General features: G+C 41.1%; 12 protein-coding genes. 5 read left to right on the forward strand and 7 right to left on the reverse strand.

Annotated elements, in window-relative coordinates; all coding sequences use genetic code 11:
• Positions 1-2,050 (forward strand): COR domain-containing protein (locus RRG12_RS08185; protein ID WP_420758936.1); only part of this gene is annotated, 2,050 nt, incomplete at its 5' end.
• A gap of 148 nt (positions 2,051-2,198) precedes the next feature.
• On the opposite strand, the gene hetF is transcribed toward RRG12_RS08185, so the two are convergent.
• Positions 2,199-4,745 (reverse strand): cell division protein HetF, encoded by a 2,547-nt coding sequence (gene hetF / locus RRG12_RS08190; protein WP_420758937.1) that lies wholly within the window; start codon positions 4,743-4,745, stop codon positions 2,199-2,201.
• 975 nt (positions 4,746-5,720) lie between these two features.
• Between hetF and RRG12_RS08195 the strand changes: the two genes are divergently transcribed.
• Positions 5,721-5,855 carry a hypothetical protein gene (locus RRG12_RS08195; RefSeq protein ID WP_420758938.1) on the forward strand — a complete coding sequence of 45 codons (135 nt, stop codon included), beginning with the start codon at positions 5,721-5,723 and terminating at the stop codon, positions 5,853-5,855.
• Between the two features lie 869 nt (positions 5,856-6,724).
• On the opposite strand, the gene RRG12_RS08200 is transcribed toward RRG12_RS08195, so the two are convergent.
• From RRG12_RS08200 to ndhL, 5 genes are all read right to left on the reverse strand, one after another.
• Entirely contained in the window at positions 6,725-7,459 is a 735-nt protein-coding gene (locus RRG12_RS08200) for an FHA domain-containing protein (protein ID WP_420758939.1), read from the reverse strand.
• A 1,368-nt stretch (positions 7,460-8,827) separates the two neighbouring features.
• The gene (locus RRG12_RS08205; RefSeq protein WP_069069197.1) at positions 8,828-9,493 is read right to left on the reverse strand and encodes a heterocyst differentiation related protein; all 666 of its coding nucleotides are present in this window, start codon (positions 9,491-9,493) and stop codon (positions 8,828-8,830) included.
• A 242-nt stretch (positions 9,494-9,735) separates the two neighbouring features.
• Positions 9,736-10,563 (reverse strand): tryptophan synthase subunit alpha, encoded by an 828-nt coding sequence (gene trpA, locus RRG12_RS08210; protein WP_420758940.1) that lies wholly within the window; start codon positions 10,561-10,563, stop codon positions 9,736-9,738.
• Positions 10,564-10,664: 101 nt separating this feature from the next.
• Positions 10,665-10,976, reverse strand: a complete 312-nt coding sequence (locus tag RRG12_RS08215) for a DUF3007 family protein (RefSeq protein WP_069069199.1) — start codon at positions 10,974-10,976, stop codon at positions 10,665-10,667.
• Positions 10,977-11,000: 24 nt separating this feature from the next.
• Positions 11,001-11,213 (reverse strand): NAD(P)H-quinone oxidoreductase subunit L, encoded by a 213-nt coding sequence (ndhL, locus tag RRG12_RS08220; RefSeq protein WP_069069200.1) that lies wholly within the window; start codon positions 11,211-11,213, stop codon positions 11,001-11,003.
• 1,053 nt (positions 11,214-12,266) lie between these two features.
• On the opposite strand from ndhL, the gene RRG12_RS08225 reads away from it, so the two are divergent.
• The gene (locus tag RRG12_RS08225) at positions 12,267-13,589 is read left to right on the forward strand and encodes a hypothetical protein (protein ID WP_420758941.1); all 1,323 of its coding nucleotides are present in this window, start codon (positions 12,267-12,269) and stop codon (positions 13,587-13,589) included.
• Between the two features lie 12 nt (positions 13,590-13,601).
• On the opposite strand, the gene RRG12_RS08230 is transcribed toward RRG12_RS08225, so the two are convergent.
• Positions 13,602-14,522, reverse strand: coding sequence for a lysylphosphatidylglycerol synthase domain-containing protein (locus tag RRG12_RS08230; RefSeq protein WP_420758942.1), 921 nt, complete (start codon positions 14,520-14,522; stop codon positions 13,602-13,604).
• A 338-nt stretch (positions 14,523-14,860) separates the two neighbouring features.
• Here RRG12_RS08230 and RRG12_RS08235 point away from each other — a divergent pair, with 338 nt between their 5' ends.
• Positions 14,861-15,460 carry a hypothetical protein gene (locus RRG12_RS08235; RefSeq protein WP_069069203.1) on the forward strand — a complete coding sequence of 200 codons (600 nt, stop codon included), beginning with the start codon at positions 14,861-14,863 and terminating at the stop codon, positions 15,458-15,460.
• Positions 15,461-16,102: 642 nt separating this feature from the next.
• On the forward strand, positions 16,103-16,990 hold the full coding sequence (locus RRG12_RS08240; RefSeq protein ID WP_069069204.1) for a 2Fe-2S ferredoxin: 888 nt from the start codon (positions 16,103-16,105) through the stop codon (positions 16,988-16,990).
• Positions 16,991-17,219: the final 229 nt, after the last annotated feature.

Below are 17,219 nucleotides of genomic sequence, written 5' to 3' on the forward strand. Positions count from 1 at the left end.
CACTTCCCTGTATTTAAGCAGCAACCAATTAACGACGCTGCCAGAAGCGATCGCTCGCCTACAACAACTCACTTCCCTGGATTTAAGCGGCAACCCCATCGAAAAGCCACCGCCAGAAGTTGTTGAAAAAGGTATTAAGGCGATTAAGGATTATCTCCGGCAACTGCAAGCAGAAGGCACAGATTATCTGTATGAAGCAAAGTTACTAATTATCGGCGAAGGTGGAGCAGGGAAAACAACACTGGCGAAGAAAATTGAAGACCAAAATTATCAACTCCGAGAGGAAGACTCTACAAAAGGAATTGAGGTGATTCGGTGGGATTTCCCAATAAAAGATGAGCGAGAATTTCGAGTCAACATCTGGGATTTTGGTGGACAAGAGATTTACCATGCTACTCACCAGTTTTTCCTCACCAAGCGTTCCCTCTATCTTTTAGTAGCAGATACCCGCAAGGAAGACACAGATTTTTATTACTGGCTGAATGTAGTAGAACTGTTGAGTGATAACAGTCCACTGTTAATCATCAAAAATGAGAAGCAAAACCGCCACCGAGAAATTAATGAACGTGAGTTACGGGGGCAGTTTACTAATTTGAAGGAGACTTTACCAACAAACCTTGCTAGCAACAGGGGTTTAGAACAAGTTTTAGAACAAATCAAGCATTACGTTAAAAGTCTGCCCCATATTGGCAGTCCCCTCCCAAAAACCTGGGTTAGAGTCCGGGAAGCTTTGGAGAGTGAGGCACGCAATCACATCAACTTGGATGAATACCTGAACATCTGCCAACAAAATGGCTTCACCGAAAGAAATGACAAGTTGCAATTGAGCAGCTATCTGCACGATTTGGGAGTATGCTTGCACTTCCAGCAAGACCCACTTTTGAACAAGACTGTCATCCTCAAACCCAAGTGGGGAACTGATGCAGTCTACAAAGTGCTGGATAATGAAAAGGTGATTAGCAATCTAGGCAGTTTCACCCGGTCTGACTTGGCAAACATCTGGTGTGAAGACGAATACGCCACGATGCATGATGAACTCTTGCGTCTGATGATCAACTTCAAGCTGTGCTACGAAATTCCTAGAAGCCAAGGAAAGTATATTGCCCCACAACTGCTATCTGCTAATCAACCCCTCTATGCCTGGAATCAAACCGAAAACCTGATTCTGCGTTACGAATATGACTTCATGCCCAAAGGCATCATCACCCAGTTTATCGTCGCCATGAATGAGTTGATGAATGAACAACAATGTGTATGGAAAAGCGGCGTTGTTCTCAGCAAAGACCAGACGGAGGCGGAGGTGATTGAATATTACGGTAAGCGGGAGATTAAGATTCGAGTCTCAGGTCGTCACAAAAGAGATTTGATGACCATAGTTACACATGAACTCGATAAAATTCATGACTCGTACAAGCGACTAAAGTACAACAAGTTAATTCCCTGTAATTGTGACACCTGCAAAGATAGCCAAGAGCCACACTTTTACCCTTTTGAGATATTGCGACAGTTTGTAGCCGATAGGCAAGAACGCATTCAATGTCAAAAAAGCTATCAAATGGTTAATGTCTTGGGCTTAATTGATGATGTGATGGACAGAAAGGAGTTACTGAAAGCAGAACAGCAGATGGGTGGCGATTTTCTGCCTAATTCCTCTGAGACAAGAAGGGAAAATGTCGTTGTAACAATTAATAATGTAATTCAGCCATCAAAGCAAGAGAATAATTTTATGACAGAACCATCTAAACAGGAAGATAATTCTAAACCAGAAGTGCAGGTTACGCTTCCGTTTGCGTTTAGAAATGGAATGTTCTATTTATTTGTATTTGTAGTTGTATTTTGTTTAATTGCATTCTTTGGTGGTTCGCTACCATTTCATTATCTAGCTTTAGCAATTATTGGTACAGCAATATTTATTGTCTTAATCGGCGTTCTGCAACTTCGTCAAGATGACCGCCTTTCTGAGAAATCTTTTGTAGATTTAACAAAAATAGTACTGGAACAGTTGCCTTTAATTAGCAATATTATTAAGCAGTTTCAAGGTAATAAATAAAAGCCCCGGCGAATGGAATTCGCGGCTATACAAACGAAGTCCGCCTGCGCGGACTAAGGAAAAATTGATGGTTTAAAACCCACGGAGGTGTGTTTTGTCTGTGTAGACGCGGTTTCTAACCGCCCTTTTCACTTGCAACAAATTACGATTACTGTTCTTCGCTCTTTTCCTGAAGGAGCGATCGCCAATCTGCGATCGCCTTCTCTGTCCACAGCCAATTTTTAGCTAATTTATCTACCTGAAAATTTACTGGATCAGACTTTAGAACCATTTGCCGCAACTTAATCGCTTCATTGAGATACTGTGTCTGCTTCCCACTAGATTGACTGAGTGCAGATTTATACAATCCAAGAGCTAAACCAGCATAAGAAGTTAAAGCATCTTGAGGGACTGCCGTATTTGTAGACGTTGCGGCACTAGAGTCTGAATTCTGCTCTTTAAGAGCTAAATTCAAAGCCTTGAACCAAGAATCATTGGCTCGATTCAGATTACCTTCTGTGTAGTAAGCAAATCCCAAAGCGTTATTATACAAAAGCGATTCTGGTTTAGCTTTGGCAGCAGTTTCCCAGTAACGGCGGGCATCATCAACGCTATAGTTATTGTCTCCAGTTTGGATAGACTGCCACGCTAATCGTCCCTTGAAAAAGTTCACAGATGGATCGTCAGCTTGTTTAGGGGGAATTACTTTCAGGGCAGTGTCAGCCGCAGCCAATGCGCCACGATTGAGTAGTTCTTCTACAGCCAATAATCCACCTTGCAAGTCGCCCTGGCTCAATTTTTCCGTAGCGCTGGCGGTGACAATTCCAGTGGTTGCTGTTTCTAAATCAATATTTTGCTGCTTTTGAATAGGTAAAGACTGGGTGGGAATTGCTGGTATGTTAGGCAAATTTGCTTGGGGTCGATTTTGCCACCACCAATTTAAAGCGATCGCAGCTGCTAATGCACTGATTCCGACGACACCCAGAATCGGCCACAGCTTGCGGCGACGGTTACGAGGCCTTAGTGGGGCTGGTTGCGATGCCTGCGACGGGCTATACCTACGCGAAAACTCAGATTTTTCTCGATTTCCTTCAAAGTTCCCCACAACTTGAGGTGGCGGTGGTGGAACTTCTCCCCACAAATCGGCTTCCTCTTCTGGGGAAGTCATTTCCTCTGAAATCTGGCTTTGGTGAAAACTATCTTCACGAATTTGTTGATCAGGTTCAGTTGAAGCTTTTTGGTTATCCAACTGCCGAAACAAATCCGAAACTATCGCAGAATCTTCTTCATAGCTTGGGTCATCATACTCAATTTCATCAACCAAATCGCCCCAAGTATCTTCACCTAGCCAGTCTAACCCAGAAGAGTCACGCGCCAAACCAGCAGGAATCATTTCTTCCATTCCTAAAGGCATCTCGGAATCATCTCCCAGAGCAGAGTACATCGTGGAAGTTATACCTAAAGGCGAACCATACTGATTCAGCGACTCCGCACTTTCGGATACCTCACCTTCCTCACTCAGAAAACCGTCAAATTCTGGCTGGAGATACAAAATCGGTAATGCCCAGTACATCTGGTGAGAACTATATGCAGAAATTAATCCTTGGCGCATCCGACTTACGCACAAATCCACAGGATATCCCTGACTCAAGTTGCGGTAAAACAATTGTGTGAGGGTCAACGCCACTTCATCAGGAATGCGTTCTGACATAGCCAAAACGCTTCTAATTCCACGCTTCACCAAACTTTCTGCCAGGTTACGTTCGCCAGTATCTCCAGAGGGATCGGACGCAGCAGTGTACGCGCCTAAGCAGGAGTTAAACACTGCCATTTGAATATTATTGTTGACGAGCAAACCTGCCAGATCGTCCCCAGTTAAAATTTCTGTTAAGCCAGTTCTGCGGCTAGCAAGATAAATTTCTCCGCCATTGACGCCTAAGTTACTATGACCAGAGTAGTGGAGAACGTGGTATCTGCCTTGTTCTAGAGCTTGCGTTAGTTCTTCCCGTCCTGGTTGGTCTAATACAGTCAGTTCAATTTCTGGAAACCGATTGCTACCTTCAGCCAGTCGTGATGTTTGACGGTGAAGTTCTGCTTGCAGTTTGATAGCTTCCTGTTTCTGTAAATCAAGGCGGACTTGATCTGAAGGGGAAGCAATTACCATCAATACTTTGACACTACCTTGTTCACGCAGTGTGGACATATTTCGCGTAGGCGTAGTCCCCCGCAGGGATCGCAAAGGAGAAGCCCCTAAAATTCCACTTTGGAAGCGAGAAAAAGCTACATAAGGCCCAGTAGCCAGAGGGCGATCGCCTGCGTGCATTACTTCCCAAGGCAGACGAGCTAACCTAGTATCTTTTAGCCCCAAGCGCAAACGTAGCACTTGTTGATGGTTTTGGGCAATACCTTGGGCAGTAATCCAACTATCTCTGAGAGTGCCTTGAAATAGGGCATTATAAAATTGTTGACCCAACGCTACCAAATTCACAGAGTTTCTGGCGATATCGCTTTCATGCCCACCAGAAGCGAACGGATCTCCTTGCAACACCGACTTCAACGGATCATTCATCAAATGACTAGCAGCCATCAACCAATCAGCTATAGGCCAAGTCACCAATTCTTCTGCCAATGGTACCCCAGGCGCGACTTGTTCCGTCCGCACCAAGTAGTCATTTTGCCCTACTGGGGTTACGGAAATATGGAATTCCTGGGTCACAACTTCTCCTGTCCGCCTCCTAAATCTGGTTTGAAACGCAAAAGTTTCAAGTCGATTTTCCGCTCCCTCTAATAACTTAGATGCATCCCACCCCTGAATGTTTCTGATTCGGTGCTGTTTTGGTTTTTCTGCCTTTACAACTTTATCCGGATCGGATTACTTGGATCTAGAACACTTAATTGGTAGATGCACCTTGATCTTCAACTCCCCTAGTTGGCTAACACCCACTGGGGGTTTTTTTATTTTGGCAAACAACAGCAACTTCTGACGCAGATATTCTCTACCAGAAAATAGTGCTTAATCCTAGAATACTTGATTAGTAGATGGATGTCCCTTGATCTTTAACTCCCCTAATGTAGTTAATATCCACTCTTGTTTTTTTTGACACACAACAATAATCAATTTTCTCAAAAATTTATCCGGAGCGTGGTGGTTAAACCTAGAACATTTAATTGGTAGATGCACCCTGATAACTAGCTCCCCTGGTCGGCTAACGCCCACTGGGGGTTTTTTTATGAATAGGACTTACGCAAACAATAGCCGAAACCCTGATTTTACCGTAGGGAAAATTCATGAATTGCCCCTACCGCGTGTAGTTTTGCGTAAGTCCTAATGAAGAAAGTAAGTTAATCCACCTTTAACTTGGTAGGTCTGTCCTGATAACTAACCCCTCTGAGGTTTTTCTCTGATAAACAAACAGTAATCACTTCAACCTTTGCTAATTTATCCGGTAGCGACCCATTTACGTTAGAACATTTAATTGGTAGATGCACCCTGATAACTAACTCCCCTGGTTGGCTAACGCTCACTGGGGGTTTTTTCTAGTTGTGTAGGCGTCGCCATCAACCCTGATTTTTACCATTTTCCCCGGAAGATACTGGCTAACCCTAGAAAAGATTATTGGTAGATGCACCCTGATAACTCACTCCCCTAGTAGGTTAACACCAACTGGGGTTTTTTTATTTTAAAAAATAAATGAACCTGATAACTCGCTCCCCTGGTTGGCTAACGCTCACTGGGGGTTTTTTCGGCGTAGACGTTGCCATCACCCTTGATTTTTACCATTTTCCCCGGAAGATGCTGGCTGCCCCTAGTAAAGATTATTGGTAGATGCACCCTGATAACTCACTCCCCTAGTAGGTTAACACCAACTGGGGTTTTTTTATTTTAAAAAATAACTGACCCTCATAACTCGCTCCCCTGGCTGGCTAACGCTCACTGGGGGTTTTTTCAGCGTAGACGTTGCCATCACCCTTGATTTTTACCATTTTCCCCGGAAGATGCTATCTGCCCCTAGTAAAAATTATTAGTAGATGCACCCTGATAAATCACTCCCCTAGTAGGCTAACACCAACTGGGGTTTTTTATTTTAAAAAATAACTGACCTTTCTACAAATTTATCCGGAGTATGGTGTTTAACCTGAGAACATTTAATTGGTAGATGCACCCTGATAACTAACTCCCCTGGTTGGCTAACGCTCACTGGGGGTTTTTTTTGGCGATAGTCCCAGGATTTTCTACCCATATTGGATGGAGCGCACCGCTATTCTTGTTGATACTGCTGGTAGACCTTCAGTATCCTCCTATCGTCAGGATAGAGCATAACTGTCTCACTCAATCCCTGAATCGCTTTCTTTTTATTATTGTGAGATAGATATGCCACTCCAAATGATTGCTATGATATTTAATCACATTCTTAATTTTTTTTCTATATTTTGACCTTTAACTGTTTGTCTGCTAGCAATCCTCCTGTCAGAGAAGAGAAAAGGGAGCAGTGGAGAGAACCCCATAAATACCCAAATACATGATTCTGCTGCTGAATGAATGGGGTTACACCAAGGGGAGGGGAGAAAATTCAAGCCAATGTTTCCTCCAAATACCCAAGTTTAGTGGTGAAAGGTCAGACATGATCTACCAAATTTTTAGCTTAAACGAAAAGAAGCCCCACGACTCACCCGCAGGGGAGTGTGTGGAGTATGTCACCTGAGATTAGACGGTATTTGTCTACTGAAAAAGCGGTCTAAAATTTCTGATTTCTGCTCGGAACTGAAGTTTTCATACCAATTTCCATGCTTCTCAAATAGTGCGGAATTTCTGAAAGTCTCTAAATTAGAATCTGGTTTTTCATTTAGAGGTCTTTGTTTATTCTGGGAATAAGTAAGCATTTCTACTGTATGGTTGTTCTTTCGATGCATAAGTTGCATCAATAAATCCATTGCGACAGTTGGCAAAACGCGGCAGGTATAATTCACAAAAAAATCAAAAGTCATATTGCCTAGACGAATGCGATCGCCATCTTTGAGCTTGATCGGCCCAACAGCGCGATCGCCATTCACAAAGGAACCATTGGTACTGTTGAAATCTATTAAGTAAAAGCCTTGCTCGTCAATATGTTGAATAGCAGCGTGGCGACGAGACATATAACTATCAGCAATGTAAATACCGCTGGTACGATTCCGACCTATCGTCCAGATCCGCTGTGGCTGTCGTAAACTTTGAGTCTGATTGTCGCACAAGTTGGTCATCAAATAAACAGCACTAGTATCCACTACACCATGTACGTAACATGCCTTTACTCTCGTCAAGGACGGTTGAGATAGGTTTTCTAGCTGGAGAATTTCATCTAGAAGGCTGCTGTGGTGTTCATACAACTTGAGGAATACCTGATATAAAGTTAATCGCCGTTCTATTTCCGTTTGTGCAAAGTCAGCCATTATACGTAAACCTTGTACTACCTGATTTCGGTTTTGGATATTTTACTTCAGCCTACAATCAGGGATAATTGATTTTTCACTTCCCGCTGCCATCTGAAAACTTGAGTGGCTTAATAACGTTATGTTTTACAACTTTTAGGTGCGAGATTCCCTGTTGTTTCTAGCTATAAAAAGCATGAGAATATTTATCAAAAATTCTTATGATGCTTTATTGTTTATTGTAAATAATCATTTGTTATTTGTAACAGATAGAAATCATAAAGATTTCCTTAAGAATTAACAATTGCCTGGGTGTTTTTGCTATAGAACTGGATATTTCTTAACATTTATGAGGGTGATGACTATCGATCAACCCAAACATTTATATATTGGGTCAATTCTGAATAAATATGAGTTTTTATCAAGAATAATCAGGGCTAAACTTTTCAAGTCAGGGAGAAAATGGAAGCCTTGCGATCCTAATATAGCAGGAGGCAGAAGGCAGTTCTTGCTGGAGGCAGGAGGTCAAAGTATTACTATTCCTAGCCTTGGGGTTTTTTTCAAAATGTCCTAACCTATGTGACTACGGCTTAAAAAAGTGGTTTAAAATTTTTAATAAAAATACAACTAATGGATACTTTAAAAAACACGTAGGCTAGATTTGCTAATCTAAATAATCGGCTTCATTGAAGAATAATTCAGAAATCAAAATTTAGGACTCAGAATCAATCAGTTGCGGGTCTAAATTCTGTTTGAGAAAAAGAACTCATTTGTAAGGATAGTCCAAACTCTAATATAGGAATCCGCTTTGATTTCTGAACTAATTTGCGTAGGCAGGCAATAGGGAATCTTGCTACAGGCAACAGTCAAGAAAGCTTCTTAGTTGTACTGAGTTTTTTCAGAAATCAAATATGAGTCCTATATAAAATCCGGTTAATTACTTACCTTTTAGGCTGAGTAAAAAAAAAGCAATAATCGTACTCAACACAAAAAGTCTAAAGCCCCAACATGAGCCGTTCCAATAATTTGATGATATACCACGCTTAACACTTGAAAACGCCTATATATAAACCAATACACTTGGGTTAAGGGCTAATTGTACAAAATGGTGGGTTTTTGAGAAGCAATAAATCGTCGTCAAGACAAGTGTTTTGGTCTTATCTCAACTGTATTGATATATAGCCGTAGTCACACAGATTAGGACAGTCTTGATTGATCAAAGTCTTGAAACAACTGGGTTTTTACTCATCACGGGCTAAACCTTAGCTATCCGCTAACAGCACTCAGCACTGAGTGGGTAAAAAGCTTTGTTGATGATTTTAAACAATGAATGCACACAGATAACTTATCTGTGTGCATTCGTATTAATCTGTGGTTTAATTTCCCTGATTAGTGCATTTCATCGTATTCTGGGGCTTCAACTCTTCTTGCTTCCATCCGTGAAGCAGGCAGAAACTCAGCGCGACGGACTGGAACCAAAGGTGGTGTATTTCCTTGGTAGGGGTGAATAACTTGTACAGTACGGGCTGAACGCTGCCGTGGTGAGAACAAAGCCAATACCCCAGCGACGACAACACCACCACCAATAGTCAGAGTTGCGCCTCCCACAGCCCAAAGCATGGGTGAAGACCACCAAGGATTTTCTGGCTGCAATGCTGCTGATTTTGGTTGGTTATTCTGCTGGGCTAATTGCCACTGCTGCTGAGTATTGAAATTTTGAACTTGCCCTTGGAGTTGTTGATTTTGCAACTTTAGCTGTTCATTGTCGTTTTTTAAACGCTCCAGCTGCATTTGCGCGTTCAGTTTCTCCATCTCTAAGCGCTGGTCAGTATTGGGAGCAGTCGGTGGTTGAGCCTGACCGGGATACACTGGTGGCGGCGCATAAGGGTTATAAGGAGAATACATTGGTTGCTGCATTCCCGGCGCTACGACACCTGGCATTTGCGGAGCAACAGCAAAGTTAGGTTGTAGGGGGGTATTTGTTCCTTTGAGCAATACGAGAGCCGCCAGCCCAGCTACGGCGACCCCGCCGATAAACGCCATACTCTCACTCATCGCCTTTGCTCCTCGATTGCGACGTAACTATAATCATTTGTGACTGACTCACTCTCACACTCACACTCATAAATTATGCCTACTTGATTTCACATAATACTCAAACTATAAGCAACTATATCAGCTAGTTTTTTTACACCATGATATCTGATGTTAATATTCAAGACCATAATGGTCAAATTGTCTACCAAGCAACGATAGAAAAACTACACTGTTATACTTTTTTAATCTACTTTCTCCGTCTAATCAAGAGGAGTATTTATGCTGGTGTTGGTGGTCTTGATGGCTGCCTTGAGACTTTGGCAAAATTGGGCGATCGCATTTAGTCCTTGCTCTGGTGTTCCTTCTGCTAGCCGTTTCACAAAAGCGCTACCGACGATCGCTCCATCTGCGCCCCATTCCATTACCTGATGGGCTTGTGCAGCTTCGGAGATGCCAAAGCCGACAGCGATGGGTTTATCAGTAACACTACGAATTTGTTGGAGTAAATCTGACACGCGGTTTTCCAGTTGCGATCGCACTCCTGTAACCCCTGTAACGCTGACTAAATAAATAAACCCTTGAGAAGAACGAGCGATCGCTTCTATCCGTTCAGCAGAACTGGTGGGAGCTACCAACAAGATAACGTCAATTCCCATCTCACTAGCTGCTTGGAGCAAGCCTGCTGCTTCCTCTAAGGGTAAGTCAGGTATTACCAATCCAGCGACCCCAGCAGCAGAAATTTGCTGAAGAAATTTGTCAATTCCTCGGTGCAAAATTGGGTTGTAGTAAGTAAATAAGACAATAGGCGATCGCAATTTGGGAGTAATCCCTTGCAACATTTCCAGCACTTGCTCCAATTTCGTTCCTCTTTGCAAGGCGCGAGTAGCAGCAGCTTGAATTACTGGCCCATCCGCCAGAGGATCGGAGTAAGGTATGCCCAGTTCTATAATGTCGGCTCCACTACTATCTAGAATTTGCAACGCTTTTGCTGTGGTTTCTAAATCTGGATCGCCAGCAGTGATAAAAGGAATCAGAGCGCACTCACGATTGTGCCCAAGGGTTTTAAAGCAATCAGAAATCGCAGTCATTGGTAATTAGTCATTGGTCATTGGTCATTGGTCATTGGTCATTGGTCATTAGCTCTAGGCAAGTTACAAAGGACAAATGAGACAACTGACCAATGATAACTTTACACCTGAGACTGCTCTTCTTGTTCTATTTCAGCTTGAATTCGTGCGAGTTCTTCGGGAGAAAGCTCGTCTAGCCGCTTTTGCAGAAAGTCTTGCTCATACTGTTCCCGCTGTTGATGGTAGGTCATTTTTTGTCCCACCGCCCGGAAAAAATAGGTGGCTAACCAGCCAACTAACCCACTGATTAGTAAGACTTGGCTCCATATACCAGCTTTCTGATTATCCAAACCGACTAGCTGTAATCCTACATAAGCCAAGCCGCCGGCAATAAAAACACCCAAGCCAATTCCAATAGCGTCAATCCGTCGCATGAGAGTTATGACCTACCAATCTCGTTAAACTTGAATTTGTCGCCGTTGGGGTCGGAAATTTACAAACGGCGATAGAACCAACAAACCTGGAAAGAAGAAAAACACCAAAAAGTACATCAACACACGCTCGATGGAGCTAGCTACATACCAACGCTGCTTCAGGTACAGCAAGACAGCAATCGGGATTACCAGAAGGTAAGCTCCAGCCAAAATCAGATACAGCAGGGCGACGATCATAACTTTCAAGTCTTAAGCATCTGTTTTCCATCATAGGCTGAACAGCCTAACTGAGGGAAGTATAGTCATGATGCTTTCAACATTACTGCGGTAGAATTTCTTTTTTATATCCAGATTGACTAACAAAACGTAGTTTTATGCTATTATCGTAAATCTACCAGCAAGCAAGCGCTTAAATCAAACAAGATCGAAAACTCATCCAGATTGATTACGGGGAAACAAAGAAAACTTCTAATTTTGGGAAACAATCGCACAGTCTGGAAAAAATATTTTCAATCTAGTTGGACAAAAGACACAATTGATGGTGGAATAGATGAGGGGGTATTTGCTGCCTCTACAAAATAACTAGTTACACTAGTTGCCAAACACCTGCGGGGGTGTGGCGGAATGGTAGACGCTACGGACTTAAATAATTGAGCCTTGAAGGAGAAATCCCTCAAGTGTAAGCTCTCAAACTCAGGGAAACCTAAATCTGGTGACAGACATGGCAATCCTGAGCCAAGCCCAAAAATTTTAGATTTGCGATTTTAGATTTGGGATTAATTTTCAATCCAAAATCCAAAATCCAAAACCCAAAATTGAGGGAAGGTGCAGAGACCCGACGGGAGCTACCCTAACGTTAAGTCGAGGGTAAAGGGAGAGTCCAATTCTTAAAACCTGAACTGGCTATAGCTATCAGGTAGCAGTGAAAACTGCGGAAGAATGAAAATCCGTTGACCGTAATAGGTCGTGTGGGTTCAAGTCCCTCCACCCCCACTAAAAATTTAAAATGCCAAAAAGCTTCCATAAAAAGTATGGGCGAGTTGTATCTAATCATAGATTAACTCGCCCATATCTTTATGCATGGTCTTTTATAGGTAAACTTAAGTAATTTCACTGGACTATTTAATGAAGTATTAAACAATTTGTCTTTAATACTTTATTTATAGTCTTAGTTAATCAAATTTATGTAAAAAGATTACTGAATCTCTGAAGAATAGATTGATACTACTGTTCACCAAGGTTAAGCTGGTAATAATATGAACAGGAAGCCTTTTTGTCCTGATAACTGAAATGACCGCTAATAGTTTATCAATCAGTCAGGAAGATCCCCATTGTGTTACGTCTAACTCTAGACAGCTAAATGTGCAAATTGCACAAGAGGAGGTTTATAGCTTCTTCGTGGAAATTGTCAAAAAACTGTCACCAGAGGATGTTTTACGGGAATTCAAAGGTTTATTTATAGACGGTCTTGATTCAGAGGATTCAGATTATATACCTGGAATATACAGTATTTTTTTAAATGATAACGAACAGGAATTATATAATACGCTTAAAAGGTGTTGCTACATCATAGTTAATAATTGGAAAAGTAACCGAAAAGACAAATATATACAAGAATTAGTTAATTTATTTGTTAATGAAAATCTGAAGATAAAGACCAATAATCATCCAATAGTAAAAATTTGTAAGAACTGGCTAGAGAATTTTGTCAACAGCAAAGATTATCAAGAACTAAAATTATTTGCTAATAAATATGAGGAATCATCTAAAGGTCATTGGGCTAATCGCTATACGTCCTATTTATTAATTGACCAATCTGTTAATAAAAATAATCCCAGAGAGCAACAAGAGGCTGCTAGAAAGCTTTCTAAACAGATAAAAGACAAATTTAAGTTTGAACTAGCAATGTATATTGCTCGTTCTCAATCTGCTGTATCAAGCACGACACGCTATAAAAATCCCAGTGTTTTGGGAGATCAAGCTCTGCGGCTAATAAAAGCCATTGTCTTAAAAAGAGGTGTATTTAGCCATGAAAATATTGCCCATATATTTATCAAGCAAACTCAAAATCAAACTCTGGAAGAATTTAAAATAAACTTGGAAAAATATCTATTTTTTTCTGTAGAAAATCAAGAATCAGTAGAGAGTTGGAGGCAGCAATTTGCAAATGTTTTATCCTTATGGAAAAAGGATTATAATCAAGAAATTATGACTAAAGAATTATTCTTGAGAACCTGCAATCGAGTTATTGATTGCTTGACAATAGAAAATGGAAAACAACCTTCATCATTATTTATACTATTAATTAGTCAAGGTCATTCTCTAACATTGGTAATTATACTATTAAAAATTATTTTGATTTCTAAAAACTCTCGCAGACATTTAGAAACTCGGATTGCTCACTTGATTCGTTTTTATGAAAAGTATTCGGAAGAGGAATGCAAGGGAGTCATTAATTTTATGGAAATTTTTAATATCACGTTTGCAATTTATGCAGAAAACGTGGAATATAACTTGATTAAGATGGAAGAAGAGAAACAAAGCAGTAATCCACAGTTAAACCTGGATGGTTATCGTGTGTTTTCACAGATGAAGGTAGATAGAAAAAAATGAGTTTTACCTGATTCAGGATTTAGCAAGGCGTTCGTCTAACCAGGCGAGGCCAGCACCCGCAGTTTCAGCTAGAATACTAATGAGGCGATATAGAGCGATCGCACTAAATACTAGGGCAGATGGAAAGTGGTGTCGTAAAAGTTCATACGCAGTCGCTTCAAATACACCTAAACCACCAGGCGCACCGGGTATGACAAGCCCCAATAACCAAGCGCAGCTAAAAGCCCCTAACAATAAAGGTATTTGATTCGCATTCAACGAACCCAGGGCGAAGATAGTTAGTATAAACCCAGTGGCGCGTAGTAGCATAAAACCCAATTCTCCTAACAAAGGTCGTAGAGGGTAGCTTTTAAGACTGAAGGGAACAGTTGGTTCAGTGGTAGCAGCAGACTTTTTTGCTTTCAATTTGTGCAAAAAGCGAATAACTGGGTTTAAAAACCAAGGATGAATCGCACAAAGGACTACAGCTAAACTCAGCAATTGTAGTATTTGCAAAACGAGGGTAGTATTCGCTGCTGCAAATTGGCTACTGCATAGGACAATAATGATTAAAGCAGCCGCTAGCATGAGTAGGGGTTCGAGCAAAACGCTTAAGGTGGCTGCACCAGCAGAAACATTGGCGTTTTTGGCGGCGACAATTCGCCCGTAGTAATGCCAGATATTACCTGGTAAATACTTAGCTATGTTCGTTTTTAGGTAAACTTGGATAAATTGGGGAGATGATACAGGTTGATTTAACTCTTGTAGAATCCAAGTCCAGATCCAGCCTGCCCAAGTATGTGCCAGTAAAGTGACCCCTGTAGCGATCGCCATAATTGCCCATCCTACCTCATCAATGCGGATAGCAGTCACCTCAATCCAATTATCCTTCAGAGCTTTCCCCAAAAAAAACAGCGTTCCTCCCAAAATTATCCAGCGTAAAAATTGTTTCATGAATTTAGTAATTTAACGGTAGAGCAACAATGGCTGAATACCTCAACTCTTATGGTATATAAGCTATATATGCAAAGCTTTTGAAGTATCAAACAACTTGATTAGCTCTTTTGACGACAACCATATTAACTTAGTTTATATCTCCCTAGAGTTAGATAAAAATATTATTTTTGTACTAATTAAAATGTGACTTGCGCTAGATGTAAAATTCATTTTATTATTCGTATGATTAAGAAAAGTTATTGTTTTGTCTGAATAGTTCGGATACAAAAATAATTCACAAATACCAATCTTGGTTGAAGTTTAACTTAGTCACAAAAATGCAGGGAGTTAGAAGTATGAAAAAAGCAATGAATTGGCTGAAAAATATCCGTCCCTTGAAAATTTTAACTGTTTTCTTAGCAGGAATGTTTCTATTTATGGCACAGGCTTGTGGCGCTCCGGGAGTAGCAACACAGCCACCACAACCTGGCGCTCAAGCACCTAATATCGAACGATACGATGCCACAAAAGATTATCCTCTCTCCTCTCCCGCTGGTGGGATGAACAACTTTAGTGATGTAGATCCTAGAGCGAGAGATGAAAAGGCAGCAAATGACAGGGCTGAGGCACTAGTGAAAAATGCTCAAAGAAACATTGAGCAAAAGGGAATTGACAGCCGAGAGCAATATAGCCGTAATTTTCAACAAGGTACACCTGTCGGTGAAAGAGTGAAGAATCTAGGTGAAGATATTGGCAGTTCCGCTGAGGAGTTACGGGAAGGTGTTGTTAAGGGGACTCAGCGTGGATTTGAAAATTTGAAGGGTAATACCCAGAATGCAGCCCAAGATTTGACGAAAAATGTTCAGCGTGGGGCAGAAGATGCTGGTAAAAATGTTCAGCGCACAGCTGAAGATGCAGGCGACGCAGTGAAGGGAGCAGTTAGAAACGTTGATTGAAATTAGTCATTCAATCTCTTAAAAAAATATGAAAGCGCCCACAGACCTTTAGTCTGGGGCTACCTAAAAAAAGCCTGCCTACGCAGGCTTTTTGAGTTTTAGAGGATGTTTGAAAAGTCATGATTGATGTATAAAATTTTTTTACCCCACCCTAGCCCTCCCCTTATAAAGGGGAGCCACTGCGTTGGGCGGCTTCGCCGACTTGAAGCATGTGGCGTGAGGGAACTGGATTTTATTGTTTCCCCCCTTTATAAGGGGGGACTAAGGGGGGTAATAATTCGATTAAAATCACAACATACTACTTTTCAAACAACCTCTTAGATAATTAGTTAAGCGATGTAACAATACGCAATGAAAGGATAGTGTATTATAAACTACCGTTTTTAGCGACCGCACTGAGTTTTTAAATGGTTGAACCATTGCGCCTGCTTCGCTTAATCCAAAGTGCGGTTCAAGCGATCGCATCCAATGAATAAAATACATTCATTTGCTTAGAATTGAACTAAACAGCAGTGTGAGTCGTCAACTAAGAACAGATGTGTTTTATGTCTTAAACAGTTTTTGCAACATATCTCTCCTGAATTAATTTAAACTAGACTCACAAATTGCGATCGCACAATTGCTTTGATTCCAATTCTAAATATGGCTAAAACACCTTTGTTTTTAAGAAATACTTGGTACTATGCATTACCCAGTAAGCAGCTAAAATCTGGACAAATAATTTCAAAAACCCTCTTAAATGAGCTAATAATTTTTAGTCGCGATCGCTCAGGAAAAGTCTTTGCCAAGGTAAGTGAAACGAAAAGTTATCCAATACAAGAGGCACAAGGAAATATTTGGATTTATATGTCAAATGATGAGACTTCCTTAATATTAGAAGAAATCCCATTAATCCCTGAGTTTGCCGATCAAAGCCACCAAGCCGTTGAGTCCATCCGCTTTTCCTGTGATGTTGATCACGCCGTAGTCGGATTGATCGATCCTGCTCATATTGCTTTCGTTCACCAGGCGTGGTGGTGGCGTTCCCCTGAGACACTAAAGGAAGTAGTCAAAATCTTTGAACCATCTTTGCATGGCTTTACCATGCGAAAGCACCCACTAGAACAACAAACCTTGTTCTATCGTTTGATTGGACGCAATCCACAGATCGAAATCTCATTTCGTTTACCAGGAATTCGTATTGAGCGGGTGTTTACTGAGAAACATATGGTTTGTAACTTAACAGCAATTACTCCCATTTCCGAAACTGAGACTGAGGAAACAACGATGTTTTACACAACTTTACCTTGGTTTCCTATTCTCCAGCCATTGTTACTATGGTTTACGCGCAGTTTTCTCAATCAAGATCAAAAAATTTTGCTTAAACAACAAATCGGCTTGAAACATAATCCACCCTTAACTTTAGTTGGAGATGCCGATGCCCAAGCCCGTTGGTATTATAGATTGAAAGCAGAATTTGCTAAATCTCAAATACAGGGGCGTTCTTTTGTTAACCCAATTAAAGAAAAGACACTTCGATGGCGTAGTTAGACTAATAATCTAACTTTTTAGTCAGCATTGATAAAGCGATTGACGTTTTTAGTAATTAAATTGTCAAGCTATAAGGTGATTTCTCAAAATAATTTTACCCGTGCAGAGGGCAACAGCCGTTTTCCACTAGGATGGAATAATGTTGTGTGGTAATTTTTATTCTGGAAATCACCTAAGTGCATCTTTAAAAGCTTCCACAACAATTCAACTCACAGAAAACATTGCTGTT

The sequence above is a fragment of the Nostoc sp. CALU 546 genome, assembly GCF_048836525.1.

Bases quoted from the DNA above. Each gene is read 5' to 3' on its own strand.
- ndhL (WP_069069200.1), bottom strand. From the start codon at position 11,213: ATGATCGTCGCCCTGCTGTATCTGATTTTGGCTGGAGCTTACCTTCTG.
- RRG12_RS08215 (WP_069069199.1), bottom strand. From the start codon at position 10,976: ATGCGACGGATTGACGCTATTGGAATTGGCTTGGGTGTTTTTATTGCC.
- RRG12_RS08230 (WP_420758942.1), bottom strand. From the start codon at position 14,522: ATGAAACAATTTTTACGCTGGATAATTTTGGGAGGAACGCTGTTTTTT.
- RRG12_RS08195 (WP_420758938.1), top strand. From the start codon at position 5,721: ATGAACCTGATAACTCGCTCCCCTGGTTGGCTAACGCTCACTGGGGGT.
- trpA (WP_420758940.1), bottom strand. From the start codon at position 10,563: ATGACTGCGATTTCTGATTGCTTTAAAACCCTTGGGCACAATCGTGAG.
- RRG12_RS08225 (WP_420758941.1), top strand. From the start codon at position 12,267: ATGACCGCTAATAGTTTATCAATCAGTCAGGAAGATCCCCATTGTGTT.
- RRG12_RS08205 (WP_069069197.1), bottom strand. From the start codon at position 9,493: ATGAGTGAGAGTATGGCGTTTATCGGCGGGGTCGCCGTAGCTGGGCTG.
- RRG12_RS08200 (WP_420758939.1), bottom strand. From the start codon at position 7,459: ATGGCTGACTTTGCACAAACGGAAATAGAACGGCGATTAACTTTATAT.
- RRG12_RS08235 (WP_069069203.1), top strand. From the start codon at position 14,861: ATGAAAAAAGCAATGAATTGGCTGAAAAATATCCGTCCCTTGAAAATT.
- RRG12_RS08240 (WP_069069204.1), top strand. From the start codon at position 16,103: ATGGCTAAAACACCTTTGTTTTTAAGAAATACTTGGTACTATGCATTA.